The organism is Nonomuraea sp. LPB2021202275-12-8, assembly GCF_037044575.1.
Taxonomy (GTDB): Bacteria; Actinomycetota; Actinomycetes; order Streptosporangiales; family Streptosporangiaceae; genus Nonomuraea.
Window position 1 is genome coordinate 110941 of record NZ_JBAHWD010000014.1, and the last position, 26355, is coordinate 137295.

Genomic DNA, 26355 nt, shown 5'->3' on the forward strand with positions numbered 1-26355 from the left:
CCGGCCGGGCCCGCATCCCGCCCGTCCCCGACTCCGCAGCCTATGATCCACACATGAGCGGCTCAGAGGTCGAGCCCATGCCGGCCACGGTCCGCGCGGCCCGACTCGGCTTGACGCTCCAGTTCGCCTTCGGGTGCATAGGACTGGCTTTCGCCCTCGTCGCGGTGATCACCGTGGGCAGCCTCGCCGGCCTGGGACTCCTCGCCGTCATGGCCGTGATCGTGGCGTTCACCGGCCGGCTGATCCAACGCCTCTCGACGCGGAGCAGCCGGCCGCGCTGGACGGCACTGGGCTTCCAACTGCTCGTCCTCCTCATAGACCTGGGCTTCGAGACGGTGGATCACGGCCTCACCCTCGGGTCGCTGCCCCGCCTCGGCCTGCTCGTTCCGGTCTTCGTCATCGCCATGCTGCTCACCCCGGCCGCCGGCCGGTGGTTCACGGCACCAGCAACCCCCAGTAGAGGCCCCAGGGGATGAACACCGCGCCGCCGGCCAGCAGGAGGCCGAGCCGTACCCTCTCTCCACCCGCCACCCCCGCGTGAGCGCGGCGCCAGGCCAGGGCGGTGAGGACGGTGGCAACCACCGCGGCCACCGCCAGCCCCTGCAGCGCCAGCCACAGCAGCGGCCGCCCTGCCAGCACGGGACCCGGCGAGGCCAGCTTGCCTCCTGTCATGACCACGTAGAACAGGTACGAGAATCCGCCCAGCACCGCGGCCAGTCCCGCGGCGCTGATCAGCCGCGCGGCCCTGGAGACGGGGACCCTGGACGTGCCGCGCAGGCGTCTCACCAGTGCGACCAACGGGTAGCCGCCGAACGCCACCAGGAACAGCAGCAGCGCGGCGACCTGCACCGGAGCCGACTCCCACCAGGCCGGGGGGACGACCGGCAGGGAGAGTGACGCCTGGACGGGGGCCGGGCCGGAGATCTCGGCCGTGGGCAGGTCGCCTGACGTGACGTCGTGGACCCAGTCGCCGACCAGGTCGGCGTAGCCGGGGGCGAGCTCGGGCAACCGGGTGATTCCGCCGTCGGGGCTCTGGTGGGCGGCGTGGTCCGCGCCGGGGAAGAACCGGAAGGTGTAGTGCCGGTTGCCGCCCTGCTCAAGGGCCCTGCTGAAGAGCGGCGGGCTCTCCTGGGCCGGGGTCAGCAGGTCGTGCGTCCCCCAGATGCCGAGCACCGGCTGGCGTACCGCGGCGATGGTCGGCTCGGGATCGTAGTAGGGCTGGGGGAACATGCCGCCGTCGGCGATCGCCCGGTAGAGGTTGTGCTCGGCGCGGTCGACGAGCGAGCCCGACACCCCCGCCTTGCGCAGGCCGGCGGCCACGGCCCAGGTCTGCTGCCGCAGCGGAGGCAGGCCGTTGGCGCCGACGAGCACGACGAACGCGATGTCCGCGGAGCGGGCCGCCGCGATGGGGGCCACCCAGCCGCCCTCGCTCAGACCCCAGATGCCGACCTTGGCCGGGTCGACGCCCTGCTGCGTGCGGAGCGCGGCCACGGCGCCGAGGGCGTCGCCGGCGAGATCCGTATAGGAGCGTTCGAAGAGCGAGTAGCCCTCGGAGCGCTTGTCGTAGATCAGCACCGACATGCCCCTGCGGGCGAACTCGACGGCCTCACTCATCAGCTTGGTCCTGGGCGTGCCGGTCCCCGCGCCGTGCACGAGGACGACGCCCGGACGCGCGGGGCGCCCGCCGGCCGGAGACAGGACGGTGCCGTGCATGACGAGCCCTCCGCTGCCCGGGAAGGTCACCTCCGTCGCGGCGAGGTCGGGCGGTGTGCCGGGCGGTGTGCCGGGCGGTGGCGTGGCCGCGGCCGGAGCGGCGAGGAGCGCCAGGACGAGGGGCACTGCGGCGATTAAGCGTCTCATATCGCCGAATGTACTCTGCAGAGAGTTCTCGGCAAAGGAATGTCTGCAGATATCGCTCTGTAGGACTAGGCTTATCCCCATGAAGGATGAGCAGCCGTCCATGCTCGACCCGGCGAGGCTCAAGGCGCTCGCCCATCCCATGCGGCGGCTCATGCTCCGCCACCTCAACGTGCACGGCCCCGCGACCTCCACGACGCTCGGCGAGCTGCTCGGCGCCAAGACCGGCACCACCAGCTATCACCTGCGCCAGCTCGAGAAGCACGGCTTCATCGAGGAGATCCCCGAGCGCTCCACCGGCAGGGAGCGCTGGTGGCGCAGGGCCGAAGGACCGAGGGACCTGCGCCCGCCGACGCCCGACCAGCTCTCCCCCGAGGACCGGCCGGTGCTGGCCGAGTTTCACCGCATGGGCATGGAGGAGGACCGGGAGCTGTTCGACCGCTTCCCCGAGGCCTACCACCGCGACCCCGACTGGGTGAAGGCCTCACGCGGCATGGGCCGGATGACCAAGGAGGAGTTCGCGGAGTTCTTCGAGGCCTACATCGCGCTGCTGATGAAGCACAGCCACGGGGCCGAGGACGCCCCTCCGGGCGCGCGCCCCCTCTACATCCGCCTGTTCGCCCTGCCCGCCGACGACGACTGACCCGCCGGGCATCACACCCGGGAGGGTTCGCGGCGACGGTACGGACCTGGGTAGCGTCGAGGCCATGCGGCTTCATGTGGGATGCGCGATGTGGACTCACGCGCGATGGCAGGGGCGCTTCCTGCCCCATCCGCTCCCTCCCGGCGAGCGCCTGCGGGCCTACGCGAGCTGGTGCAACGCGGTGGAGGGCAACACGACGTTCTACGCGACCCCGGCGCGCGGCACCGTGGAGTCGTGGGCGCGGCAGGTCTCCCCCGACTTCCGGTTCGTGGTCAAGCTGCCCAAGTCCATCACCCACGAGCGCCGCCTGACGGGCATCGACGACGAGCTCCGCTCGTTCCTCGACGCGATCGAACCACTCGGCCCCCGGGTGCACGCCCTCTGGATCCAGTTGCCGGGATCCTTCGGTCCGACCGACCTCGGCGCCTTGGCCGGCTTCCTCCGCCGGCTGCCGAGCTCGTACAGATATGCGGTCGAAGTACGCCACCGCGCGTTCTTCGACGATCCGCCGCCGCTCGAAAGGGTGCTCACCGGCGCCGGCGCCGAATGGGTCCCGTTCGACACCACCACCCTCTTCCGGAGCCCGCCGACCAGTGACGCCGAGCGGGACGCGTGGACGAAGAAGCCCCGCCTGCCACGCCGCTCGCCGGCTCTCACAGACCGGCCGATCGTGCGCTACCTCGGCCGCGACGACACCGCCCGGACGGTCGAGGGCTGGCAGCACTGGGTGGAGACGGTCGCCGGCTGGCTGCGCGAGGGCCGCTCGCCGACCGTGTTCGTGCACACCCCCGACAACGCCGACGCGCCGATGCTCGCCCGCCGCTTCCACGACGACGTACGGGCCCGGCTGCCCGGCATCGAGCCCCTGCCGGAGCCCGAGCCCGTCGAGCCGCTGACCCTCTTCTGATTCGTGCCGGGCTCGGTCACCGACGACGCGGTCAGCGACTGGGAAGACCACCACGCTCACAGGTGGCGCGAAGGACCGATTCGACCCGCACCACCTGCTGAGCCCGGGCCAGGGAATGTCCGCCCGGCAGCCGTTCGCCGCGGATCATGGCGAGGTCTAAGCTTGAGCGCTCGCGCACCGAGGGGGACACGATGAGCACCGCCACCTACGCCGAGCCTGACGAGTCCGAGCCCGAGGTCCCGCTGATGGGCGGCGACGTCACCGAGGGCGTGGTGCGCATCGGCACCACGGTACGCCGCCCGGTCGGCCCCAACGCCCCACTCGTGCACGGCCTGCTCCGCCACCTGGAGGAGGTCGGCTTCCGGGGCGCTCCGCGGCTCCTCGGCATCGACACGGCCGGACGTGAAGTGCTGACCTTCGTCACCGGCGAGGTCGCCGGACGGCCGCGGCCCGCCTGGCTCGCCGACGAGGCACGGCTGGCCTCGGTCGGCCGTCTCGTGCGGGCCTACGATGACGCGGCCGCAGGCTTCACCCTCCCGGAAGGAGTTCACCCCTCCTTCGGCGTGTCCGAACCGCCGGACATGCCGCCCCCGCCGTCCCACCCGGCCGAGCTCGTCGGGCACATGGACATCACGCCGGACAACATCGTCTTCCGGGACGGCGAGGCCGCCGCGCTCATCGACTTCGACATGGCCAGACCGGCTTCCAGGGTCGACGAAGTGCACAACGCGCTGCTCTACTGGGCTCCCCTGGGCGATCCGGCCGACGCCGATCCGCCCCTGCGGGACGTCGACGTGCCGCGCCGATGCCGGATCCTCGCCGACGCCTACGGGATGTCGGACATCGACCGCTCCCGGCTCGTCGAGGTGGCCGTGCTGCGGTCACGGCGATCGTGGTTCTCGATGCGGCACATCGCCGAGGTACAGGGTGGGGGCTGGGCCCGGATGTGGCAGGAGGGCGTCGGCGACAAGATCAAGAGACGAGAGGCCTGGCTGGAGCGGAACGCCTCGGAGATCGAGGCGGCGTTGACCGCCCCATAGGGCCACGCCTGTTGAGCGCCGTCGTCTGATCGGCCCGGCCGACCCCGAGACGCGGCCGGGCCGGATCGCGCTGGTACATTGCGCGGATGTTCTCGATTGTTCTGGGCGACGGGGCCGAGTTGCGCCCGCTGGAGCCGTGGCAGGCGGAGGAGTTCCTCGCACACGTGGACCGGGCGCGCGACGCGGTGGACCCGTGGGTCCCGTGGGCGACCCGGAGCACCGACCTGGACTCGGCCCGCGCCACGCTGCAGCGCTACGCGGATCTCGCCGCCCGCGACGCCGGCCGCCTGTACGGCATCTGGCTCGACGGCACGCTCGTCGGCGGGACCATGTTCGTCTCCTTCGACCGCGCCGCGGGCACGTGCGAGATGGGCTGCTGGCTGGAGCCGGCCGGGCAGGGCAGAGGGCTGATCACCCGCGCGGCGGAACACCTCGTCGACTGGGCGGTCCGCGAGCGCGGCATCCACCGGGTCGAATGGCTCACCCGCCCGGACAACACCTCCAGCAGCAACGTCGCACGCCGGCTGGGCATGCGGCTGGACGGGGTGCTCCGCGAGGACTACCTGCACCAGGGGGTCCGGCACGACACCGAGGTCTGGTCACTCCTGGCCTCGGAGTGGACCGCCCGCACCCCCGCCGATCGTTGACCCGGGCGGCACCCGCACCTCACGCTTTCCGCTCGCGTCGAGACCTCGCCCCCTCATGGTCCTCGACCTCAGGGACGTTTCACGCTTGCTACACAATGCCCTTTAGATGCGTACATTTGTGTTTAAGCGTGGTAATGCCCGAAGATGGGGTTCATGCCTGACGTGCGACGCGGTGTCTTGTTCGGAGTGGCCGCCTACTCCATGTGGGGACTGTTCCCCCTCTACTGGCCGCTGCTCAAGCCGTCCGGGGCCGTGGAGATCCTCGCGCACCGGATGGTGTGGTCGCTGGTGGCGGTGCTCGCCGTGCTGGCGGTGCGGCGGCACTGGTCGTGGATCAGGACACTGGCGCGCCAGCCCAGGAAGCTCGGGCTGCTGACCGTGGGAGCGGTGTTCATCACCCTCAACTGGGGGACCTACATCTACGCGGTGAACACCAACCACGTGGTGGAGAGCGCGCTCGGCTACTTCATCAACCCGCTGGTGAGCGTGCTGTTCGGAGTGGTGCTGCTGCGGGAGCGGCTGCGGCCCCTGCAGTGGGTGGCCGTGGGGTTCGGGGCGCTGGCCGTGCTGGTGCTGACCATCGACTACGGGCGGCCGCCGTACATGGCGCTCGTCCTGGCCGTCAGCTTCGGGATCTACGGGCTGGTCAAGAAGCAGGCGAACGTGGGAGCCGCCGAGAGCCTGACGGTGGAGACGCTGGTGCTGCTGGCGCCGGCGCTGGTCTACCTGACGTTCCTGCAGCAGGCGGGGCAGACCACCTTCGGACAGCAGGGCGTGGGGCACGCCCTGCTGCTGGTGGGGGCGGGGGTGATCACCGCGGTGCCACTGCTGGCCTTCACGGCCTCGGCCATCCGGGTGCCGCTGAGCACGATCGGGCTCCTGCAGTACATCGCGCCTGTCCTGCAGTTCCTGTGCGGGGTGCTGATCGCCAAGGAGACGATGCCGCCGAGCCGGTGGATCGGGTTCTCGATCGTGTGGATCGCGCTGGCCATCTTCACGTACGACAGTTTCCGTACGGCGCGTGCCGCACGGATCGCGCGGTCAGCCCGAGCGCTCGACCACGTAGTCGCATAGCGCCAAAAACGCGTTCTTGGCCGGGATGTCGGGGAGGCCGGAGATGTCGTCGCGGGCCCGGTCCACCCAGGCATCCAGGTCGGCCCGGGCCCTGACCATCGCCGGGTGCGCGCGCAGCAGCGTCAGCGCCTCCTCGACGTTCTCCTCGGCCACCGGGCCCGACAGGAGCGCCGCCAGCCTGGAGGAAGGGTCCGCGGCCAGCGCGTAGAGGACCGGCAGGGTCTTGATGCCCTCGCGCAGGTCGGTCCCCGGCGTCTTGCCCGACTCCGTCGAGGTGGACGCCACGTCCAGCAGGTCGTCGCCGAGCTGCCAGGCCACCCCGATCGCCTCACACGCCCTGCTGAGCCGCTCCTCGACGTCGGCGGGCGAACCGGACAGCAGCGCGCCGAACCGGCCCGAGGCGGCGATCAGGGAGCCGGTCTTGTCGGCCAGCACGCTGATGTAGTGGGCCACCGGGTCCTCGTCGGCGCGCGGCCCGACCGTCTCGCGGATCTGCCCCTGCACGAGGCGGGAGAACGTCTGCGCCTGGATGCGGATCAGCTCGGGGCCGAGGTCGGCCAGCAGGTCGGACGCCTGGGCGAACAGGTAGTCGCCGGTGAGGATGGCCACGGTGTTGTCCCACCGGGCGTTGGCCGAAGGAGAGCCCCGGCGGACCGGGGCCTCGTCCATCACGTCGTCGTGGTAGAGCGAGCCGAGATGGGTCAGCTCGATCACCACGGCGCCCTGCACCACGCCCGGCGCCGAAGGATCTCCGAACTGGGCGGCCAGCAGCAGCATCAGCGTGCGGAAGCGCTTGCCCCCGGCCTGGATGAGGTGCTTGGACGCCTCCGTGACGAAGGCGTCCTCGCTCTCCACCGAGGTGCGCAGCAGCTTCTCGACCGCGGCCAGTCCGTTGGCCACGTCCTGCGCCAACCGCTCGTCCTCGATAGGAAGGTCAACCACGGGAGGCGCGGACATATGAGATCCCCTTATCTGACGAAAAGGCCGGAAGCGGCGTTGTGGGCGAGCTGAAGCACGGGCTCCGGGAACACCCCGACTCCTACCGTAACCAGCAGCGCGATCGAGATGACCGCCACGGTGCCCGCACTGGGTATCGCGATCGACGGACCGTCGGCCGCCGGCTCACTGAAGAACATCAGCACGATGACGCGGACGTAGAAGAACGCCGCGATCGCCGAGGCGATGACGCCCACCACGACCAGTCCGGTCATCCAGCCACCCAGCGAGTCACCGGCCTGCTGACCGCTGGCGATCGCCGCCGTGAACACGGCGTACTTGCCGAAGAAGCCGCTGGTCAGCGGGATTCCGGCGAAGGCCAGCAGGAAGAAGGCGAAGACCCCGGCCAGGATCGGCGAGCGCTTGCCCAGCCCGGCCCAGCGCGACAGGTGACCCGCCTCGCCGCCCGGGTCGCGCACGAGCGTGACCACCGCGAACGCGCCGACGGTGGTGAGACCGTAGACGAGCAGGTAGAACAGGATCGCCTGCAGCGACACGGAGTTGCCCTCCGCCGTGTCGAACGTGGCCATGACGCCCACCAGCAGGAAGCCGGCGTGCGCGATGGAGGAGTAGGCGAGCATCCGCTTGATGTCCGTCTGGGTGATCGCCAGGACCGCACCGACGATCATCGTGACGGCGGCGATGACCCAGATGACCGGACGCCAGTTCCAGTCGAGGTTGCCCAGACCCACCCAGAACACCCGCAGCAGCGCGCCCACGGCCGCGACCAGCGTGCCGGAGGCCATGAGCGCGGTGATGGGCGTCGGCGCACCCTGGTAGACGTCGGGCTTCCATGCCTGGAACGGCGCGGCGCCGATCTTGAACAGCAGGCCGACGCCGAGCAGCGAGAAACCGAGGAGCAGCAGCGGGTCGAGCAGCGCGCCCGTCGCCATGGCCTGGCTGATCCCGGCGAAGGTCACCGTGCCGGCGTAGCCGTAGATCATGGCGGTGCCGTACAGGAAGAACGCCGAGGAGAACGCGCCCAGCAGGAAGTACTTCATCGACGCCTCCTGCGACAGCAGGCGGCGACGGCGGGCCAGGCCGCACAGCAGGTACAGCGGCAGCGACATGACCTCGAGGCCGACGAACATTGTCAGCAGGTCGTTCGAGGCGGGGAAGAGCAGCATGCCGCCGACCGCGAACAGCGCGAGGGGGTAGACCTCGGTGTGCGCCCCGCCGGAGCGCTCGGCCTCCTCCTCGTCGGAGCTGCCGGGCACCGAGGCCGCCGAGGCGACGAAGTGGCCCTCGTCGTTGATCAGCAGCACGCAGACGAACGACAGGACGAGGATGACGCCCCAGATGAACAGCCCGGGCCCGTCGACCGCGACGGCGCCCATGGCGGCCGGCTGGGTCGGCACGTCACCCGCGACCACCTGCACGATGACCAGGGCGAACGCGCCGGCCAGGCTCAGCAGCGTGACGGGCACCTGGATCGACTTGCGGAGATAGCGGGGCGCGAACGCCTCCACGAGCACGCCGACGATGGCCGCGCCGAAGACGAGCAGGAGCGGCGCGAGTATGCCGTACTCGATCGTCGGCGCCTGGATGACCTCGTTCACTGACCGGCCCCCTTCTCAGCGATAGCCGGATTGTCCACTTGCACGTTGACCAGCGTGCTGGTCACCGCGGGATTGATCACGTCGAGCAGCGGCTTGGGGAAGAACCCGAAACCGATGATCAGGGCGACCAGCGGCGCCAGCACCCAGATCTCGCGGGCGTTGAGGTCCTTGAACGCCTTGACCGGCTCGCTCGTGGGCCCGTTCATGACCCGCTGCACCATCCACAGGATGTAGACGGCGGCCAGGATCACCGCCACCGCGGAGATGATCACCGCCACGGTGAACGTCCCCGAGCCGAACGCCGGGCTGGAGTAGGCGCCGATCATCACCATGAACTCGCTGACGAACGACGACAGCCCCGGCAGCGAGAGCCCGGCCAGACCGGCGATCAGGAAGTAGCCGGCGAGCACCGGGGCGACCTTCTGCACGCCCCCGTAGTCGGCGATGTGCGGAGAGCCGCGCCTGGCGATGAGGAACCCGGCCGCCAGGAACAGCGCGCCGGTGGCGAAGCCGTGGTTGACCATGTAGAGGGCGGCGCCGGCCTGCGAGACCTGCGACATGGCGAACACGCCCAGCACGATGAAGCCGAAGTGCGAGATCGACGTGTAGGCGATCAGGCGCTTCATGTCGGTCTGCCCGATGGCCACGATCGCGCCGTAGATGATGCTGATGACCGCCAGCACCACGATCGGCATCGTGAACGTCTTGGCCGCGTCGGGGAACAGCTCCAGGCAGAAGCGGAGCATCCCGAACGTGCCGACCTTGTCGAGCACGCCCACGAGCAGCACGGCGGCGCCGGCGGGCGCCTGCGCGGCCGCGTCGGGCAGCCAGGTGTGCACCGGCCAGAGCGGCGCCTTGATGGCGAAGGCGATGAAGAAGCCGGCGAACAGCCACTTCTGCGTGGCGGGGTCCTGGATGGCCCCGACGAGCTCGGGGAACATGAACGTCTGCTTGCCCGCGACCACGTACAGCCCGATGACCGCGACCAGCATGAGCAGGCCGCCGAAGAGGGAGTACAGCAGGAACTTCACGGCCGCGTAGGACCGCTGGGCGCCGCCGTACGACCCGATCATGAAGTACATCGGGATCAGCATGGCTTCGAAGAAGACGTAGAACAGGAAGACGTCGGTCGCCGCGAAGACGCCGATCATCATCGCCTCGAGCACGAGCAGCAGCGAGAAGTACGTCTTCACCGAGCGCTTGGGCGCGACCACGGTGCCGTCGGCGGTCTTGACGCCGTCGGCGTCGTGCCAGGAAGCGAGCACCACGATCGGCACCAGCACCGCCGACAGGGCGATCAGCACCAGCGCGATGCCGTCGACGCCGACTCCGAAGTGCACCCCGAAGCTCGGGATCCAGTCGTAGACGGCCTCGAACTTGAACCTGTCACCAGGTGCGCCGGGGAACTGGAACGCCATCACCAGCGTCAGCGCCAGTACCGCGAGCGAGACCGCCAGCGTGACCTGCTTGGCCAGCTTGTCGCTGCCCTTCGGAAGCAGGGCCACCACGATGGCGCCCAGCGCGGGCACCGCCATGATGATCGGGAGCCAGAGTGCCGACATCAGATGTTCCCAACGAGGAGCAGGGCGCCGGTCACCAGGGCGGCACCGATCAGGATGGACAGCGCGTACGTTCTGGCGAAGCCCGTCTGGAGCCGCCGGAGGCGCCCTGAGCTCCCGCCGATGCCCGCGGCCAGGCCGTTGACCAGCCCGTCGACGCCGCGGTTGTCGAAGTAGACCGCGAAGCGGGTCAGCCACTGGCCGGGGCGCATGAGCAGCGACTCGTTGAGCGCGTCGCCGTACAGGTCACGCCGGGCGAACGTGGTGAGGAACGAGCCGCGCGGCGCCACGGCGGGCACCGGAGCCCGGCCGTACCTCATCCAGGCGAAGCCCGCGCCGACGGCGACCAGCGCGAGCGTGGCCAGGCCGGGAGTGCTCACGAAGTGGAACTCCGGCAGGGCCTCGGGGCGGCCGACCGCGGGGGCGAGCCACAGCAGGAGCCTGTTGCTCAGGATCAGGTAGCCGCCGAGGAAGACGGAGCCGATCGACAGGATGATCAGCGGCCAGGTCATGACGGCCGGAGACTCGTGCGGATGCACGTCCTTGTCCCAGCGCTTCTCGCCGAAGAAGGTCATGAAGACCATCCGCGACATGTAGAAGCCGGTGATTCCGGCGCCGAGCACGGCCAGCCAGCCGAGCACCGGCTGGTGGTGGATCGCGGTCTCGATGATGCCGTCCTTGGTGAAGTAGCCGGACAGCAGCGGGAAACCGATGATCGCCAGGTAGCCGATGAAGAACGTGGTGAAGGTGACGGGCATGTACTTGCGCAGCCCGCCGTACTTGCGCATGTTCACCTCGTCGTTCATGCCGTGCATGACCGAACCTGCGCCGAGGAACATGTCGGCCTTGAAGAAGCCGTGCGTGATCAGGTGACCGATCGCGAAGGCGTAACCCACGGGGCCGAGGCCCGCGCCCAGCATCATGTAGCCGATCTGCGACATCGTGGAGCCCGCCAGGCCCTTCTTGATGTCGTCCTTGGCACAACCGATGATCGCACCGGCGAGCAGCGTGGCCGCGCCGACGATCGCGACGGCCAGCGCCTGCGGCGATCCCTCAGGGAAGAAGAACGCGCCGGAGCGGACCACCAGGTAGACGCCGGCGGTGACCATGGTCGCGGCGTGGATGAGGGCGGAGACCGGGGTCGGGCCCTCCATCGCGTCCAGCAACCAGGACTGCAGCGGGAGCTGGGCCGACTTGCCGCACGCGCCGAGCAGGAGCAGCAGGCCGATCGCGGTGAGCGTGCCGTTGGAGGCGCCCACCTCGGTGTTGAGGTCCTTGAAGGCGAGCGTGCCGAACGTGGTCCAGATGATGAACATGCCGATCAGCAGCCCGAAGTCACCCACACGGTTGACGACGAACGCCTTCTTGGCGGCGACGGCCGCCGACGGCTTGTACTGCCAGAAGCCGATGAGCAGGTAGGAGGCCAGACCCACGCCCTCCCAGCCGATGAACAGCCCGACGTAGTTGTCGGCCAGCACCAGCAGGAGCATCGCGGCGACGAACAGGTTCAGGTAGGCGAAGAACCTGCGCCGGTCCGGGTCGTGCGCCATGTAGCCGATCGAGTAGATGTGGATCAGCGATCCCACACCCGTGATCAGCAGCGCGAAACTGATCGACAACGGGTCGACCAGCAGGCCCATGTCCACCATGCCCGGGATGAACTCGTACAGGCGGACGGCCTGGCGACGCTGATCCTCCCCGAGTCCGAGCAGCTCGACGAACGCCAGCACCGCCACGACGAACGAGGCGAGGGACATGGCCACGCCCAGCAGATGGCCCCACCGGTTGGTGTAGCGGTTGAACACCAGCAGGATGAACGCCCCCAGCAAAGGGAAGGCGATCATCAGCCAGGACACCCCGATAACGCCACCAGCGGTGTGCTGGATGATCTCAGCAGGAGATTCCACCAGTCACCTCTTAGTACTTCAGCAGGTTGGCGTCGTCTACCGACGCGGACCTGCGGGTTCGGAAGATCGTCACGATGATTGCCAGGCCGACCACGACCTCGGCCGCGGCCACCACCATCACGAAGAACGCGATGATCTGACCTTCGAGGTTGCCCACCTGCCTGGCGAAGGTGACGAACGCGAGGTTGCAGGCGTTGAGCATGAGCTCGACGCACATGAACACCACGATCGCGTTGCGCCTGATCAGCACGCCGATCGCGCCGATCGCGAACAGCAGGCCAGACAGGATGAGGTATTGCGTGGTCACTTGGACTCCTCCTCGGCCCTGTGCTTGATGGCCTCGGCGAGCTTGGAATCCTCGGGGAGGTGCCCCCGCTCGACGTCGTACCGCGCGATGTAGCGGTTGACCGAGGTCTCGGCGACCGAGCCGTCCGGCAGCAGCGCCGGCATGTCGATGGCGTTGTTGCGGGCATAGGTGCCGGGGCCGGGCAGTGGCGACGGGTGGTCGCCCAGGAACCTGGCGCGGGCCAAATCCTTCTGCGTGGCCTTCTTCGCGAAGCGCTCCCGGTGCGCCAGCACCATCGCGCCGAGCGCGGCGGTGATGAGCAGCGCCGAGGTGATCTCGAACGCGAAGACGTACTTGGTGAACAGCAGCAGGGCGATCGAGCGGATGTAGCCGCCCTGCGCCGTGGCCGCGGCCAGGCCCGCCTGGCTGGAGAAGACCGCGTTGCCGACGGCCAGCACGATCAGCGCCGCGAAGCCGAGGCCGGCGATCACGGCCCAGAACCGCTGTCCCCTGAGCGTCTCGACGAGCGAGTCGGAGGAGTCAACGCCGACCAGCATGAGCACGAACAGGAAGAGCATCATGACGGCGCCGGTGTAGACGATGATCTGCACGGCGGCCAGGAAGGGAGCTTCCTGCACGGCGTACAGGACCGCGAGGCAGAGCATCACGGTGCCGAGCATCAGCGCCGAGTAGACGGCCTTCCGGCTGAAGACCATGCCGAGTGCCGCACCGACGGAGACCACGGCGAGCACCCAGAAAGTGATGGTCTCACCCATTGGTCCGTCCCAGCCGGTAGTAGTCCTCTTCGGTCTCGCCGAGCCGCATCGGGTGCGGAGGCTGCTCCATGCCCTGGGTCAGCGGCGCGAGGAGCATCTCCTTGGTGAAGATGAGGCTCTCGCGGCTGCTGTCGGCGAGCTCGTACTCGTTGGTCATGGTGAGCGCCCGGGTCGGGCAGGCCTCGATGCACAGGCCGCACAGGATGCACCGCAGATAGTTGATCTGGTAGGTGCGTCCGTAGCGCTCGCCCGGCGAGAAGCGCTCCTCGTCGGTGTTGTCCGCGCCTTCGACGAAGATCGCGTCGGCCGGACACGCCCAGGCGCAGAGCTCGCACCCGATGCACTTCTCCAGCCCGTCAGGCCAGCGGTTGAGCTGGTGCCGCCCGTGGAAGCGAGGCGCGGTCGGCCTCTTCTCCTCCGGGTAGTTGATCGTGACGGGCTTCTTGAACATCGTATGGAAGGTGACCCCGAAGCCCTTGACGGGGTTCAGCCAATCAGTTAGTCCCACTGGGAATCTCCTTGTGCTGCACCCCGTGGTAATGAGGCAGATCGAGCGGCGGCACAGGGAAGCCGCCGGCCGCGGGCTCGTTGGACAGCTCCTCGAACTCGGCTTCGACCTCCGCCTTCATGGCTTCCTTACGCCGCTGGCTCACGGTGTCGAACCGCATCCAGATGGCCAGCGCCCCGACGACGATGATTACTCCGAGTCCCGCGGAGACGTACAGGTCACCCTCGAACGTCCCGGCGTTGACGAACAGGACGTTGCGCACCGCTGCGACGAGCAGGATCCACGCCAGGTTGACCGGGATCAGGACCTTCCAGCCCAGCGACATCAGCTGGTCGTAGCGCACGCGCGGCAGAGACGCGCGCACCCACACGATGAAGCTGAACGTCAGCACGAACTTGATGAGGAACCAGAGCACCGGCCACCAGCCCTGGTTGGCGCCCTCCCACAGCGAGATGGGGTAGGGAGCCCGCCAGCCGCCGAGGAACAGCGTGACGGCGATGCCGGAGGCGGTGAACGTGTGCAGATACTCGCCCATCATGATCAGGGCGAACTTCAGCGACGAGGAGTATTCGGTCTGGAAGCCGCCGACCAGCTCGCCCTCGCCCTCGGGCAGGTCGAACGGGATGCGCGCGGCCTCGCCGAACATGCAGACCACGTAGACCAGGAACGACGGGAGCAGCAGCACCACGAACCAGGTCTGCTCCTGCGCCGCGACGATCTCCGAGGTGGACAGCGTCCCGGCGAACAGGAAGATGGCCACGAACGACAGGCCCATCGCGATCTCGTACGAGACCACCTGCGCCGCCGACCGCAGACCGCCGAGCAGCGCGTACGGCGAGCGCGACGACCAGCCGGCGAGCACCACGCCGTAGACCGAGATGGCGCCCATGGCCAGCATGAACAGCACCGCCACCGGCAGGTCCACCAACTGCAGCGGCGTCTGCACGCCGAACAGGTTGACCATCGGCCCGAACGGCACGATGGAGAAGGCCAGGAAGGCCGGCACCACCATGATGATCGGCGCCAGCAGGTAGAGGATCTTGTCCACGGTCCGCGGGAAGAGGTCCTCCTTCAGGCCCATCTTGATGCCGTCCGCGACGGACTGCAGCAGGCCGAACTTGCCGGCCCGGTTGGGGCCGTAGCGGTTCTGCATCCTGGAGATGAGCTTGCGCTCGAACCAGACGCCGAACAGCACGCCCAGCATCAGGATGACGAACAGCATCACGGCCTTGATGATGGTGATCCAGAGCGGGTCCTTGCCGAAGTCGGCGAGGGTCGGATCGGCCGCGAGAACGAGGGTCATGAGGCGCTCCCGATCGTGACGATGTCGCCGGCCACCGCGCCGAGATCGCGCGTGACCGAGCAGCCGCCCGAGTTCGACGGCACCCAGACCACCCGGTCCGGCAGGTCGGCGATGCGGACGGGCAGCGTGACGGCGAGCGGCCCGGGGCCGCCGACGACGATCTTGTCGCCGTCCACGACGCCGATCTCCGCTGCGGTGCCCTCCGAGACCAGCGCCTCGGCAAGGCGGGCGGTGCCCGCGAGGTACGGCTCGCCGTCCTGCAGGCGGCCGTCGTCGAGGAGCAGGTGCCAGCTCGCCAGCAGGGCCTCGCCGACGGCCGGAGCGGCCTGCGAGCGGGTGGCCGTGCTCGGAGCGGCGACGCGGCTGCCGCGCCAGGCTCCGATGGCCGACAGCTCGCGCCGCGCGGCCTTGGCGTCGGGCAGGCCCAGGTGGACGTCCATCCGGTCGGCCAGGCTGCCGATCACGGCGAGGTCGCTCTGCAGCCCGGGCACCCTGAGCGGCGCCTCGAACGAGCGGCCCCTGCCCTCCCAGTTGACGAACGTGCCGCCCTTCTCCTGCACCGTGGCCACCGGCAGGACCACGTCGGCCCGGTCGGTGACGGCGCTGGCGCGGGTCTCCAGGCTGACGATGAACGGGGTGTGCTCCATCGCGTCCAGCGCCGCCACGGGGTCGGCCAGGTCGTAGGGGTCGACCCCGGCCACGACCAGCGCGTCGAGCTCGCCGTCGCGGGCGGCGGCGAGGATGCCCGCGGTGTCGCGGCCCGGGGTGGCGGGCAGCGAGGCCACGTTCCACACCCTGGCGACCTCCGCCCTGGCGCTCTCGTCGTCGACCGGGCGGCCGATCGGCAGCAGGTTGGGCAGCGCGCCCGCCTCCAGGGCGCCGCGCTCACCGGCCCTGCGCGGGATCCAGGCGATCCTGGCGCCCGACGCGGCGCTCAGCCGCACCAGGGCGGACAGGGCGCCGGGGACGGTGGCCAGCCGCTCGCCGGCGAGCACGATCGTGCCCTCGGCCAGCGAGCCCACCAGGTCGCCGATCGCGTCGGCCTCCCCGCCCGGCGCGGTGCGGATGAGCGTGGCGCCCATCTTCGCCAGGCCCGGCGCGGCGAACGGCGCGATCGCGGACACCTTGAGTCCCCGCTTCATCCACGCCTTACGCAGGCGCAGGAAGACGATGGGCGACTCCTCCTCGGGCTCGAACCCGACGAGCAGGACCGCGGGCGCGCTCTCCAGGTCGGCGTAGGAGATCTCGATGCCCTTGCCGGCGACCGCGTGGGCCAGGAAGCGTGCTTCCTCGGCTGAGTGCGGCCTGGCGCGGAAGTCGATGTCGTTGCCGCCGAGTGCGACCCTGGCGAACTTGGCGTAGGCGTAGGCGTCCTCGACCGTGACCCGGCCGCCGACCAGCACGCCGGCCCTGCCGCGGGCGGCGGCCAGGCCCTGGGCGGCAGCGCTGAGCGCCTCAGGCCAGGAGGCCGGCTCCAGCACGCCGTCCTCGTTGCGGACCAGCGGCGTCTTGAGCCGGTCGGGCTGCGTGGCGTAGGTGAACGCCCAGCGGCCCTTGTCGCAGTTCCACTCCTCGTTGACCTGAGGGTCGTTGCCCGCCAGGCGGCGGGTGACCCGGCCACGCCGGTGATCGGTGCGCAGGCTGCAGCCGGAGGCGCAGTGCTCGCACGCGCTGGGCGTGGACACCAGGTCGAACGGGCGGGCCCGGAACCGGTAGGCGGCGCCGGTCAGCGCGCCGACCGGGCAGATCTGCACCGTGTTGCCGGAGAAGTAGGACTGGAACGGGACCCCGTCGGCCACGCCCACCTGCTCCTTGGCGCCGCGCTCGAAGAACTCGATGAACGGGTCACCGGCGATCTGGTCGGAGAAGCGGATGCAGCGCGCGCACTGCACGCAGCGCTCGCGGTCGAGCAGCACCTGCGTCGACAGGGGCAGCGGCTTGGGGAAGGTGCGCTTCTGCTCCTGGAACCTCGACTCGCCCTGTCCGTTGGACATGGCCTGGTTCTGCAGGGGGCACTCGCCGCCCTTGTCGCAGACCGGGCAGTCCAGCGGGTGGTTGAGCAGCAGGAACTCCATCGCCGCGCGCTGCGCCTTCTCGGCGACCGGCGAGGTGAGCTGGGTCTGCACCACCATGCCCTCGGCGACCTCGATCGCGCAGGACGGCTGCGGCTTGGGGAAGCCGCGGCCGTTGCCGGCGTCGGGGATGTCGACGAGGCACTGGCGGCAGTTGGCCGCCGGGTCGAGCAGCGGGTGGTCGCAGAACCTGGGGATCTGGATGCCGAGCAGCTCGGCCGCCCTGATGATCAGAGTGCCCTTGGGGACGCTGACCTGGAACCCGTCGATCGTCAGGGTCACCAGGCTGGTCTCTACAGCGGTCGTCGTCACTGGTCACCCCACAGAGTGGACTTCTTCGCGTCGAACGGGCAGCCGCCGATCTCGAAGTGCTTGAGGTATTCGGCGCGGAAGTACTTCACCGAGGAGTGGATCGGGCTGGTCGCGCCGTCACCGAGGGCGCAGAACGAGCGGCCCAGGATGTTGTCCGCGATGTCGGTGATCGTGGACAGGTCGTCCTCGGTGCCCTGGCCGGCCTCCAGGCGCTTGAGCACCTGCTTGAGCCAGTAGGTGCCCTCACGGCAGGGCGTGCACTTGCCGCACGACTCGTGGGCGTAGAACTCCGTCCAGCGCAGCACCGTGCGGACCACGCAGGTGGTCTCGTCGAAGATCTGCAGCGCGCGGGTGCCGAGCATGGAGCCCTTGGCGCCCACCGCCTCGAAGTCGAGCGGCACGTCCAGGTGCTCGTCGGTGAAGATCGGGGTGGACGAGCCGCCGGGGGTCCAGAACTTGATCTGGTGTCCCGCGCGGACCCCGCCCGCCATGTCGAGCAGCTCCCGGAGCGTGATCCCGAGCGGCGCCTCGTACTGGCCGGGCCTGGTGACGTGGCCGCTCAGCGAGAAGATGCCGAAGCCCTTGGACTTCTCGGTGCCCATCCCGGCGAACCAGTCGGCGCCGTTGGCGATGATGCTGGGAACACTGGCCACAGATTCCACGTTGTTCACAACAGTAGGCGAGGCGTACAGGCCCGCCACGGCCGGGAACGGGGGCTTGAGCCGCGGTTGACCTCTGAAGCCCTCCAGCGAGTCGAGCAGCGCCGTCTCCTCGCCGCAGATGTACGCGCCGGCGCCGCTGTGCACGACGAGCTCCAGGTCGTAGCCGGAGCCGAAGACGTCGGTGCCCAGATAGCCCTTCTCGTACGCCTCCCGCACGGCCGCGTGCAGCCGCCGGATGACGTGCAGCACCTCGCCGCGTACGTAGATGAAGGCGTGGTTGGCCCGGATGGCGAAGGCCGTGATGATGACGCCCTCGATCAGCGAGTGCGGGTTGGCCATCATGAGCGGGATGTCCTTGCAGGTGCCCGGCTCCGACTCGTCGGCGTTGACCACGAGGTAGTGCGGCTTGCCGTCGCCCTGGGGGATGAATCCCCACTTCATGCCGGTGGGGAAGCCCGCGCCGCCGCGGCCGCGCAGACCCGAGTCCTTGACGGCCTGGATGACGGCGTCCGGGTCCATGCCCAGCGCCTTCCTGGCCGCCTCGTAGGGCCCGTAGCCGTCGAGGGTGAAGGAGTTGGGCTGGTCCCAGTTAGCGGTCAGGACCGGGGTGAGAGTGGTGGTCATGCCTCCGGGGCCTTCCATCCGTTGGCCTTGGCGACCTTGAGGCCCTCCAGCGAGGGCCCGGCCGCCGAGGGGCCGTCGCCCGCCAGTTCGTCGGGCAGGCCGGCGAGCACGCGCGAGGCATCCTTGAACGAGCAGAGCTTCTTCGGGCCGCGCGTGGGCAGCACGTCCTTGCCGTCACGCAGGTCGTCGACGAGCTGCTTGGCCGAGTCGGGCGTCTGGTTGTCGAAGAACTCCCAGTTGACCATCATGACCGGGGCGAAGTCGCAGGCCGCGTTGCACTCCAGGCGCTCCAGCGAGATCTTGCCGTCGGAGGTGGTCTCCTCGTGGCCGACCCCGACGTGCTCGGAGAGCTGCTCCCAGATCTCGTCGCCGCCCATGACGGCGCAGAGCGCGTTGATGCAGACGCCGACGTGATAGTCGCCGGCCGGCCTGCGCTTGTACATGGTGTAGAAGGTCGACACGCCGACGACCTCCGCCTTGCTCAGGCCGAGCATCTGCGCGCAGAATTCCTGCCCGTCGTCGGAGACGTAGCCGTCCTCCGACTGCACCAGGTGCAGCAGCGGCAGCAGCGCCGACCGCGTCTTCGGGTAGCGGCCGATGATCTCCTTGGCGTCCCGTTCGAGACGCTCACGGACTTCCGGTGCGTAGGTCACCGGTCCACACCTCCCATGACGGGGTCGATAGATGCCACCGCGGCGATCACGTCGGCGACCTGGCCGCCCTCCGCCATGGCGGGGAAGCCCTGCAGGTTCGTGAATGACGGCTCGCGGAAGTGGACGCGGTAGGGCCGGGTGCCGCCGTCGCTGACGATGTGCGCGCCGAGCTCGCCCTTGGGCGACTCGATCGGCACGTAGACCTGGCCGGCCGGCACCCTGAAGCCCTCGGTCACCAGCTTGAAGTGGTGGATGAGGGCCTCCATCGAGCTGCCCATGATGTGCGCGATGTGGTCGGGAGAGTTGCCGAAGCCGTCAGGGCCGAGCGCGAGCTGCGCGGGCCAGCCGATCTTCTTGTCCTCGATCATCACCGGGTCGCCCTTGAGCGGACCGGCGATGCGGTCCAGCGCCTGCTCGATGATCTTCAGGGACTCTTCCATCTCCCTCATGCGCACCAGGTAGCGGGAGAAGACGTCGCTGCCGCGCTCGGTCGCCACCTCGAACTCGTAGTTCTCGTAGCCGCAGTAGGGCTGCGACTTGCGCAGGTCCCACGGCAGGCCCGCGGCCCGCAGGATCGGCCCGGTGATGCCGAGCGCCATGCAGCCGGTCAGGTCGAGGTAGGCGACGTCCTTGGTGCGGCGCAGGTACACGGGGTTCTCGTCGAGGAGCTTGCGGATGTCCTTGATCCGCTTGGGCATCTCCTTGAGGAACTCGCCGACCTTGTCGACCGTGCCCGCGGGCAGGTCGACGCTCACGCCGCCCGGCCGCACGTAGGCGTGGTTCATGCGCAGGCCGGTGATGTACTCGAACAGGTCCATGATCAGCTCGCGGTCGCGGTAGCCGAACAGGAACGGCGTGGTCGCGCCCAGCTCCATGCCGAACGTGCCCATCGCCACCAGGTGCGAGGCGATCCGGTTGAGCTCCATCATCATCACGCGGATGGCCTGCGCCCGGTCGGGCACCCGGTCCTCGATGCCGAGCAGCTTCTCGACGCCGAGGCAGTAGGCCGTCTCGTTGAAGATCGGCGACAGGTAGTCCATGCGAGTGACGAACGTGGTCCCCTGGGTCCACGTCCGGTACTCCATGTTCTTCTCGATGCCGGTGTGCAGGTAGCCGATGACGCTGCGCGCCTCGGTGACCGTCTCACCGTCGAGGGTCAGGACCAGCCGCAGCACGCCGTGCGTGGACGGGTGCTGCGGGCCCATGTTCACGACCAGGCGCTCGTCGTCGGAGTCGCGGACCCCGTTGACGACCTCGTCCCAGTCGGCGCCGGTGACCGAGTAGACCTTGCCCTCGGTCGCCTCGTCGTAGGCGGTGCTCATGTGTGATCCTCGCTTCGCTCGTCAACGCTCAGCTCGACATGCTCACTCACGCGTAGGACCTCCTCTGGTCCGGTGAGGGAACCGTCGCGCCGCGGTACTCCACCGGGATGCCGCCCAGCGGGTAGTCCTTGCGCTGCGGGTGGCCGTCCCAGTCGTCCGGCATCATGATCCGGGTCAGCCCCGGATGGCCGTCGTAGACGATCCCGAAGAAGTCGAACGCCTCCCGCTCGTGCCAGTCGTGGCCCGGGTAGACGCCGACGGTCGACGGGATGTGCGGGTCGGCGTCGGGGCAGCTCGCCTCGACGCGCACGCGCCGGTTGTGGGTGATGGAGCACAGGTGGATGACCGAGTGCAGCTCCTCACCCGTCAGGTGCGGGTAGTGGACGCCGGTGACGCCGAGCGAGAGCTCGAAGCGCAGCGCGGGGTCGTCACGCAGCTTCTGGCAGACCTCCACCAGCCGCTCGCGCCTGACGTGCAGGGTGAGCTCGCCCCGGTCCACGACCACGCGCTCGATGGCGTCGTCGAGGCCGAGAAGGTCCACGATCTCGTCGAAGTAGCCGCCGTACGGGCGCGGGGTGGACAGCTGCGGCGCCCGGCGGACCACGAGGCCGCCGTAGCCGGAGGTGTCGCCGGAGTCCTGGACCCCGAACATGCCCTGCCGGGCGACGGGCGGCTCGGCGGGGGTCAGCGCGACGTCGGGGACCTCGGCGCCGTCGGGGACCTCGGGGAGGTTGTCTGGGGAGGTCACTTTGCGGCCCCTTGGTCGATCAGCGGCAGCGTGCGCAGCGCCTGCAGCTCGAGCTCCTCGATCTGCTTGGCCCGGTGCGCGCCGAACTTCATGTTCTGGATCTTGTCGTGTAGCTTGACGATCGAGTCGATCAGCATCTCCGGCCGCGGCGGGCAGCCGGGCAGATAGATGTCCACCGGCACGATGTGGTCGACGCCCTGCACGATCGCGTAGTTGTTGAACATGCCGCCACTGGAGGCGCACACGCCCATGGAGATGACCCACTTGGGCTCGGCCATCTGGTCGTAGATCTGCCGCAGGACGGGAGCCATCTTCTGCGACACGCGGCCGGCGACGATCATCAGGTCGGCCTGGCGGGGAGACGCCGAAGCGCGCTCCATGCCGAAGCGCGCCAGGTCGTAGTGGGGGCCACCGGTGGCCATGAGCTCGATGGCGCAACAGGCGAGCCCGAACGTGGCCGGCCATACGGAGTTCTTGCGCGCCCAGCCCGCGGCCTGCTCGACCGTGCTGAGGATGAACCCGCTGGGGAGTTTCTCTTCAAGTCCCATTTTCAGTCCCAGTCCAGACCCTTGCGGCGCCACACGTAGGCGTAGGCGACGAGCACGGTGACGATGAACAGCAGCATCTCGACGAGCGCGAACACCCCGAGACCCGAGGAGAGCACGCTGCCCGCGTCGTTTCTGAGCGGCGCGAAGGAGACCGCCCACGGGTAAAGGAAGATGATCTCGATGTCGAAGACGATGAAGAGCATCGCCGTGATCATGTATTTGAGCGGGAACCGTCCGCCACCGACAGGCTGGGGCGTCGGCTCGATGCCGCATTCGTAGGCGTCAAGCTTGGCGCGGTTCCAGCGCTTGGGACCGGTGAAGGGGGCGATGGCGACCGAGAAGATCGCGAAGCCCCCCGCGAGAACGGCGAGCACCAGGATGGGCACGTAAAGGTCCATCGCTACGCCTCCTCTGGAGTCGCCACGCGCGCGGGCGCGCAGCCTGATCTATGTGTTTGCCGGGTGGGTCTGGGATTCATGCTCGTGGCGCGACCTTCGAGAGTGCGTTGATGATCTTGTCCGACGCATCGCCTCGCCGGTCGGTGAGATTACCAAGGAGTTTGAGCGCAAAGCGCATCAGCCTCGGATGGGGCAGGCCATGCCTGGTGCCGAAGCTCATCACACCCGGCTTCCCGATTGCCTCTACGAACAACCTGCCCAAAGTGAAATATCCGCCGTAGGCGTCCTTCAGGGTCTGAGGATAGGTCCGCAGGATCCGTTCCCGCTGCGCGGGCGTGGTGCCCTTGAGGGCCTTGGCGACGACCTCGGCCGCGATCTCACCGGTTTCCAGGGCGTAGGCGATGCCTTCGCCGTTGAAGGGGTTGATCGAGCCGCCCGAGTCGCCGGCGAGCAGGAGGCCGCGCGTGTAGTGCGGCTGCCGGTTGAAGGCCATCGGGAGCGCGGCGCCGCGGATGGGCGCGGTCATGTTCTCCTCGGTGAAGCCCCACTCGGCGGGCATCGACTTGCACCATCGCTTCAGCAGGTCGCGGTAGTCGATGTTCTTGAAGTGGGCGCTGGTGTTGAGCAGGCCGAGCCCCACGTTGGCGGTGCCGTCGCCGAGGCCGAACACCCAGCCGTAGCCGGGCAGCAGCGTCTCCTCGTCCCACAGCTCCAGCCAGGTCTCGAGGTAGTCGTCGTCGTGGCGCGGGCTCTCGAAGTAGGTGCGCACGGCCACGCCCATCGGCCGGTCCTCACGCTTGTGCAGGCCCATGCCGAGGGCGAGCCGGGTGCTGTTGCCGTCGGCGGCGACCACCAGTCGGCTGCGGTAGGTGGTGCCGTCCTTGGTGGTCACGCCCACGATGTGGCCGCTGCGGCCGTCGAGGACCGGGCCGACGACGGTGACGCCCTCCATCAAGCGGGCGCCGGCCTTCACCGCGTTGGCGGCGACGATCTGGTCGAAGTCCATGCGGGTGCGTACGAGACCGAAGTCGGGGAAGCGCTCCAGCTTGGGCCAGTCGAGCTCGAAGCGCAGGCCGCCGCCGACCACTCGCAGACCCTTGTTGCGGACCCAGCCCGGCGCGTCGATGTCCACGCCCATGTTGATCAGCTGCTTGACCGCTCGCGGAGTCAGGCCGTCGCCGCAGACCTTCTCCCGGGGGAACCGGGTCTTCTCGAGCACCAGCACGTCCAGCCCGGCCCGTGCGAGGTAGAAAGCCGTCGCGGACCCGGCGGGGCCGGCGCCGACGACGATGACGTCGGCGTCAACGGTGCTCATGGTCGCGTCCGCTTCACCGCTCGTCGGCTCCTACGTCGCTCTGTCGCGGCGAGCTCCTGCGCTTGGAGGAGGGCTGCTGGCACGGTCACTGGACTGTCCTGTCCTACACGCTCGAAGGCCTCGGGGTGTTTCGCCTTCGTTCCTTTGTGAACCCCTTCACAAACTTGTCGGCCCGCAGTCTAACCCTTTTCCTGGACAAAGTGGCAGCCGGGGGGCCGTCAGCCCCTAGTAGATCATGTCCGCCCTCACTCCTTCGAGATCGGCGGCTTGAAGGCCCGGTGCATCGCCACGATGCCCATGCTCAGGTTGCGCCACGCGACCCGGTGCCAGCCGGCGTCGTGGATCCTGCCCGCCAGCGTCGCCTGGTCCGGCCAGTCCCTGATCGACTCCGCCAGATACTCGTAGGAGTCGTCGTTGCTGCCGAAGACCCCTGCCACCTTCGGCAGCAGCCTCATCAGGTATTCGCGGTAGATCAGATCGAAAGCGTCGACCGTCACGTGGGAGAACTCCAGGATCACCAGCCGCCCGCCCGGCCTGGTCACCCTGAGCATCTCGCGCAGCGCCTGGCCGGTGTCGTGCACGTTGCGCAGCGCCACCGAGATGGTGACCGCGTCGAAGACGTCGTCGGCGAACGGCAGCCGCAGCGCGTCGCCCGCGATGAACGGCACTCCCTCACCCGTCAACGCGTTGCGGCCGTGACGCCGCACCCCCGTGCGCAGCATGCCGAGCGAGAAGTCCGAGGCGATCGCCCTGGCGCCCAGCGCAGTGAACGAGTCGGTGGAGGTGCCGGTGCCCGCGCCCAGGTCGAGGACGACCTCGCCGGGCCCCGCGTCGACGGCCGCGGCCACCGCCTTGCGCCACAGCCGGACCTGCCCGAGGGAGATCACATCGTTGACCAGATCGTAACGCCGGGCGGTGCGATCGAACATCGCGGCGACCTCGTCCGGCTGCTTGTCCAACTGAGCGCGCGTCATGCCCCAAGCCTACGGCTATCCTGAACAATCGACGGAAAGTAGCCGCGCCACTACTTAGCGTCTGCTAAGAATTGGCAAATGCTTGCCCGAGTCGCCCTTGCGGCGATCATCGCAGCGGCCCCCACCGCACACACCCGCGTGGTCTCGGCCGACCCGGTCGACAGCACCCCTCACGTGCTCGACGGCATCGTCAACGCCATCGCCCTGGTCGGCGGCACCGTCGTGGTGGGCGGCTCGTTCACCGCCGTCGCCGACTCGTCGAGGACGACCACCTATTCGCGCGCCAACCTGTTCGCGTACGACCTGGCGACCGGGCGGGTGCTGCCCCGCTTCTCCCCCGACGTGGACGGCACCGTGCACAGCCTCGCCTCCGGCGAGGGCGGCACTGTTTACGTCGGCGGCGACTTCCACACCGTCGACGGCGCCCCGACCCGGTCGCTGGCGCGCCTCAGCCTGTCCAGCGGGCGACCGGTGCGCTCGTTCGCGCCACGCATCTCTGGCGGCGCGGTCACCACGCTGGCCAGACGCGGCTCCGACCTCTACGCCGGCGGCGACTTCACCAGGCCGCGCACCGCGCTGGCGGCGCTGGACGCCACCACCGGCCGCCCGGACCCGGGCTTCACGATCACTCCGGGTAAAGCGCTGACCAGGAAGGTAAAGGTGCACGCGATCGCCGCCACGGCGGACCGGCTCGCGGTCGACGGCAGTTTCACCACGCTCGACGGGCAGTCCAGGCCACAGCTCGGGCTGGTCGACATCGGCGGCCCCACGGCGAAGCTCGCCGCCTGGCGGACCGAGGCCTACCTGCCCGCGTGCATGGACACCTTCCCCTCGTACGTGCGCGGCCTGGACTTCGCGCCCGACGGCCGCTACTTCGTGGTCGTCACCACCGGCGGCCCGCGGCGCGGGATGTGCGACAGCGCGGCCCGGTTCGAGACCTACGCCAACAGCCAGAGCATCAGGCCGACCTGGATCAACAGGACAGGCGGCGACTCCCTGTACGCGGTGTCGGTGACGGGGAGCGCGGTCTACGTCGGCGGCCACCAGCGCTGGCTGGACAACCCGCTGGGCCACGACTCCGCCGGTGCCGGGGCGGTGCCGCGCGAGGGCATCGGAGCCATTCATCCACGCACGGGAAAAGCCCTGAGTTGGAATCCCGGCCGGGAGCGCGGGATCGGCGTGAAGGCTTTTCTGGCGCACAGCGGAGGACTACTTGTCGGTAGCGACACAACCCGACTCGGACGGGAGTACCATGCCCGGATTGGCATGTTCCCTCTGCCCTAGTCGTCCTGCGGCTTCGGACGGTCGACCCTGTCGCTGATGCGCGCGCTCATGGCGTCGCGCTGCTTGGACAGCAAGACATAGCTGGCAATGCCGCTGATCACGAATGAAAACAGGATCAGCAGCAGAGGGTGTGACAGGCCAAGCAGCCACAGCACACCCAGAGTCACGAGAAACAGGCCGATCCGCGACGCGGTGTAAACGAGAACGGGACGCACAGGTCGAGATTACTCGGCCGGGACAGCGGTCGCTCTTCGCATCGGACACGAGCGCTGCTACTGTGCCCAGTAAGGGTGTTTCGTAAAGAAACACCCACGAGAGCCCCAAAGAGGCTCTATCATATAACAATCGGGCAGTCAGCTGATAACAACCCGTGATCTTTGT

The 26355-nt window shown here is 69.1% G+C and carries 26 protein-coding genes; 7 read left to right on the forward strand and 19 right to left on the reverse strand.

Annotated features, from left to right (window positions below):
* Positions 1–53: 53 nt before the first annotated feature.
* Positions 54–476, forward strand: a complete 423-nt coding sequence (locus tag V5E28_RS25275) for a hypothetical protein (RefSeq protein ID WP_336209690.1) — start codon at positions 54–56, stop codon at positions 474–476.
* On the opposite strand, the gene V5E28_RS25280 is transcribed toward V5E28_RS25275, so the two are convergent.
* Positions 436–1860, reverse strand: a complete 1425-nt coding sequence (locus V5E28_RS25280) for an alpha/beta hydrolase family protein (protein WP_336209692.1) — start codon at positions 1858–1860, stop codon at positions 436–438. The two genes, V5E28_RS25275 and V5E28_RS25280, sit on opposite strands and share 41 nt — an antisense overlap.
* 79 nt (positions 1861–1939) lie before the next feature.
* On the opposite strand from V5E28_RS25280, the gene V5E28_RS25285 reads away from it, so the two are divergent.
* The 5 genes from V5E28_RS25285 (at position 1940) to rarD (ending at position 6168) form a co-directional block, all read left to right on the forward strand.
* Complete coding sequence (locus tag V5E28_RS25285; RefSeq protein WP_336209694.1) at positions 1940–2500, forward strand: ArsR/SmtB family transcription factor; 561 nt, start codon at positions 1940–1942, stop codon at positions 2498–2500.
* A gap of 64 nt (positions 2501–2564) precedes the next feature.
* Complete coding sequence (locus tag V5E28_RS25290; protein WP_336209695.1) at positions 2565–3407, forward strand: DUF72 domain-containing protein; 843 nt, start codon at positions 2565–2567, stop codon at positions 3405–3407.
* A 191-nt stretch (positions 3408–3598) separates the two neighbouring features.
* The gene (locus V5E28_RS25295) at positions 3599–4447 is read left to right on the forward strand and encodes a phosphotransferase (protein ID WP_336209696.1); all 849 of its coding nucleotides are present in this window, start codon (positions 3599–3601) and stop codon (positions 4445–4447) included.
* Positions 4448–4533: 86 nt separating this feature from the next.
* Positions 4534–5094, forward strand: a complete 561-nt coding sequence (locus V5E28_RS25300; protein WP_336209697.1) for a GNAT family N-acetyltransferase — start codon at positions 4534–4536, stop codon at positions 5092–5094.
* Positions 5095–5247: 153 nt separating this feature from the next.
* Positions 5248–6168, forward strand: a complete 921-nt coding sequence (rarD, locus tag V5E28_RS25305) for an EamA family transporter RarD (protein ID WP_336209699.1) — start codon at positions 5248–5250, stop codon at positions 6166–6168.
* Here rarD and V5E28_RS25310 read toward each other — a convergent pair.
* The 17 genes from V5E28_RS25310 to V5E28_RS25390 all read right to left on the reverse strand — a co-directional run bounded on the left by V5E28_RS25310 (position 6136) and on the right by V5E28_RS25390 (position 24690).
* Positions 6136–7125, reverse strand: coding sequence for a polyprenyl synthetase family protein (locus V5E28_RS25310; RefSeq protein ID WP_336209700.1), 990 nt, complete (start codon positions 7123–7125; stop codon positions 6136–6138). The two genes, rarD and V5E28_RS25310, sit on opposite strands and share 33 nt — an antisense overlap.
* Before the next feature lie 11 nt (positions 7126–7136).
* Complete coding sequence (gene nuoN / locus V5E28_RS25315) at positions 7137–8723, reverse strand: NADH-quinone oxidoreductase subunit NuoN (protein WP_336209701.1); 1587 nt, start codon at positions 8721–8723, stop codon at positions 7137–7139.
* On the reverse strand, positions 8720–10285 hold the full coding sequence (locus tag V5E28_RS25320; protein ID WP_336209702.1) for an NADH-quinone oxidoreductase subunit M: 1566 nt from the start codon (positions 10283–10285) through the stop codon (positions 8720–8722). Before V5E28_RS25320 ends, nuoN begins: the two co-directional genes overlap by 4 nt.
* Entirely contained in the window at positions 10285–12126 is a 1842-nt protein-coding gene (nuoL, locus tag V5E28_RS25325; RefSeq protein WP_336209839.1) for an NADH-quinone oxidoreductase subunit L, read from the reverse strand. Before nuoL ends, V5E28_RS25320 begins: the two co-directional genes overlap by 1 nt.
* A gap of 73 nt (positions 12127–12199) precedes the next feature.
* A complete protein-coding gene (gene nuoK, locus V5E28_RS25330; RefSeq protein WP_336209703.1) occupies positions 12200–12496 on the reverse strand; it encodes an NADH-quinone oxidoreductase subunit NuoK in 297 nt (98 codons plus the stop codon).
* A complete protein-coding gene (locus V5E28_RS25335; protein ID WP_336209704.1) occupies positions 12493–13251 on the reverse strand; it encodes an NADH-quinone oxidoreductase subunit J in 759 nt (252 codons plus the stop codon). Before V5E28_RS25335 ends, nuoK begins: the two co-directional genes overlap by 4 nt.
* Positions 13244–13759 carry an NADH-quinone oxidoreductase subunit NuoI gene (gene nuoI / locus V5E28_RS25340; RefSeq protein WP_336209705.1) on the reverse strand — a complete coding sequence of 172 codons (516 nt, stop codon included), beginning with the start codon at positions 13757–13759 and terminating at the stop codon, positions 13244–13246. Before nuoI ends, V5E28_RS25335 begins: the two co-directional genes overlap by 8 nt.
* Positions 13746–15062: an NADH-quinone oxidoreductase subunit NuoH gene (nuoH, locus tag V5E28_RS25345; protein ID WP_336209707.1), complete on the reverse strand. Its 1317-nt coding sequence runs from the start codon at positions 15060–15062 to the stop codon at positions 13746–13748. The genes nuoI and nuoH overlap by 14 nt, the downstream gene beginning before the upstream one ends.
* The gene (locus V5E28_RS25350) at positions 15059–17446 is read right to left on the reverse strand and encodes an NADH-quinone oxidoreductase subunit G (protein ID WP_336209708.1); all 2388 of its coding nucleotides are present in this window, start codon (positions 17444–17446) and stop codon (positions 15059–15061) included. Before V5E28_RS25350 ends, nuoH begins: the two co-directional genes overlap by 4 nt.
* Complete coding sequence (gene nuoF, locus V5E28_RS25355) at positions 17443–18732, reverse strand: NADH-quinone oxidoreductase subunit NuoF (protein ID WP_336209709.1); 1290 nt, start codon at positions 18730–18732, stop codon at positions 17443–17445. The genes V5E28_RS25350 and nuoF overlap by 4 nt, the downstream gene beginning before the upstream one ends.
* Positions 18729–19385, reverse strand: coding sequence for an NADH-quinone oxidoreductase subunit NuoE (nuoE, locus tag V5E28_RS25360; protein ID WP_336209710.1), 657 nt, complete (start codon positions 19383–19385; stop codon positions 18729–18731). Before nuoE ends, nuoF begins: the two co-directional genes overlap by 4 nt.
* Complete coding sequence (locus V5E28_RS25365) at positions 19382–20707, reverse strand: NADH-quinone oxidoreductase subunit D (RefSeq protein ID WP_336209712.1); 1326 nt, start codon at positions 20705–20707, stop codon at positions 19382–19384. Before V5E28_RS25365 ends, nuoE begins: the two co-directional genes overlap by 4 nt.
* A gap of 46 nt (positions 20708–20753) precedes the next feature.
* Entirely contained in the window at positions 20754–21455 is a 702-nt protein-coding gene (locus tag V5E28_RS25370; RefSeq protein ID WP_442945865.1) for an NADH-quinone oxidoreductase subunit C, read from the reverse strand.
* Positions 21452–22003: a NuoB/complex I 20 kDa subunit family protein gene (locus V5E28_RS25375; protein WP_336209714.1), complete on the reverse strand. Its 552-nt coding sequence runs from the start codon at positions 22001–22003 to the stop codon at positions 21452–21454. The genes V5E28_RS25370 and V5E28_RS25375 overlap by 4 nt, the downstream gene beginning before the upstream one ends.
* 2 nt (positions 22004–22005) lie before the next feature.
* On the reverse strand, positions 22006–22401 hold the full coding sequence (locus V5E28_RS25380; RefSeq protein WP_336209715.1) for an NADH-quinone oxidoreductase subunit A: 396 nt from the start codon (positions 22399–22401) through the stop codon (positions 22006–22008).
* A 76-nt stretch (positions 22402–22477) separates the two neighbouring features.
* A complete protein-coding gene (locus V5E28_RS25385; RefSeq protein WP_336209717.1) occupies positions 22478–23716 on the reverse strand; it encodes a geranylgeranyl reductase family protein in 1239 nt (412 codons plus the stop codon).
* 245 nt (positions 23717–23961) lie between these two features.
* On the reverse strand, positions 23962–24690 hold the full coding sequence (locus tag V5E28_RS25390) for a demethylmenaquinone methyltransferase (protein ID WP_336209719.1): 729 nt from the start codon (positions 24688–24690) through the stop codon (positions 23962–23964).
* A 78-nt stretch (positions 24691–24768) separates the two neighbouring features.
* Between V5E28_RS25390 and V5E28_RS25395 the strand changes: the two genes are divergently transcribed.
* Positions 24769–25974, forward strand: coding sequence for a hypothetical protein (locus V5E28_RS25395; RefSeq protein WP_336209720.1), 1206 nt, complete (start codon positions 24769–24771; stop codon positions 25972–25974).
* On the opposite strand, the gene V5E28_RS25400 is transcribed toward V5E28_RS25395, so the two are convergent.
* Complete coding sequence (locus V5E28_RS25400) at positions 25971–26189, reverse strand: DUF4229 domain-containing protein (RefSeq protein WP_336209721.1); 219 nt, start codon at positions 26187–26189, stop codon at positions 25971–25973. The two genes, V5E28_RS25395 and V5E28_RS25400, sit on opposite strands and share 4 nt — an antisense overlap.
* Between the last annotated feature and the right edge of the window lie 166 nt (positions 26190–26355).

Coding starts and splice junctions, on each gene's coding strand:
- V5E28_RS25290 (WP_336209695.1), top strand. CDS start 2,565: ATGCGGCTTCATGTGGGATGCGCGATGTGGACTCACGCGCGATGGCAG.
- V5E28_RS25380 (WP_336209715.1), bottom strand. CDS start 22,401: ATGGACCTTTACGTGCCCATCCTGGTGCTCGCCGTTCTCGCGGGGGGC.
- V5E28_RS25275 (WP_336209690.1), top strand. CDS start 54: ATGAGCGGCTCAGAGGTCGAGCCCATGCCGGCCACGGTCCGCGCGGCC.
- nuoH (WP_336209707.1), bottom strand. CDS start 15,062: ATGACCCTCGTTCTCGCGGCCGATCCGACCCTCGCCGACTTCGGCAAG.
- V5E28_RS25395 (WP_336209720.1), top strand. CDS start 24,769: ATGCTTGCCCGAGTCGCCCTTGCGGCGATCATCGCAGCGGCCCCCACC.
- V5E28_RS25390 (WP_336209719.1), bottom strand. CDS start 24,690: ATGACGCGCGCTCAGTTGGACAAGCAGCCGGACGAGGTCGCCGCGATG.
- V5E28_RS25335 (WP_336209704.1), bottom strand. CDS start 13,251: ATGGGTGAGACCATCACTTTCTGGGTGCTCGCCGTGGTCTCCGTCGGT.
- nuoL (WP_336209839.1), bottom strand. CDS start 12,126: ATGATCGCCTTCCCTTTGCTGGGGGCGTTCATCCTGCTGGTGTTCAAC.
- V5E28_RS25280 (WP_336209692.1), bottom strand. CDS start 1,860: ATGAGACGCTTAATCGCCGCAGTGCCCCTCGTCCTGGCGCTCCTCGCC.
- V5E28_RS25385 (WP_336209717.1), bottom strand. CDS start 23,716: ATGAGCACCGTTGACGCCGACGTCATCGTCGTCGGCGCCGGCCCCGCC.
- nuoF (WP_336209709.1), bottom strand. CDS start 18,732: ATGACCACCACTCTCACCCCGGTCCTGACCGCTAACTGGGACCAGCCC.
- V5E28_RS25285 (WP_336209694.1), top strand. CDS start 1,940: ATGAAGGATGAGCAGCCGTCCATGCTCGACCCGGCGAGGCTCAAGGCG.
- V5E28_RS25300 (WP_336209697.1), top strand. CDS start 4,534: ATGTTCTCGATTGTTCTGGGCGACGGGGCCGAGTTGCGCCCGCTGGAG.
- V5E28_RS25375 (WP_336209714.1), bottom strand. CDS start 22,003: ATGGGACTTGAAGAGAAACTCCCCAGCGGGTTCATCCTCAGCACGGTC.
- V5E28_RS25365 (WP_336209712.1), bottom strand. CDS start 20,707: ATGAGCACCGCCTACGACGAGGCGACCGAGGGCAAGGTCTACTCGGTC.
- rarD (WP_336209699.1), top strand. CDS start 5,248: ATGCCTGACGTGCGACGCGGTGTCTTGTTCGGAGTGGCCGCCTACTCC.
- V5E28_RS25295 (WP_336209696.1), top strand. CDS start 3,599: ATGAGCACCGCCACCTACGCCGAGCCTGACGAGTCCGAGCCCGAGGTC.
- V5E28_RS25310 (WP_336209700.1), bottom strand. CDS start 7,125: ATGTCCGCGCCTCCCGTGGTTGACCTTCCTATCGAGGACGAGCGGTTG.
- V5E28_RS25320 (WP_336209702.1), bottom strand. CDS start 10,285: ATGTCGGCACTCTGGCTCCCGATCATCATGGCGGTGCCCGCGCTGGGC.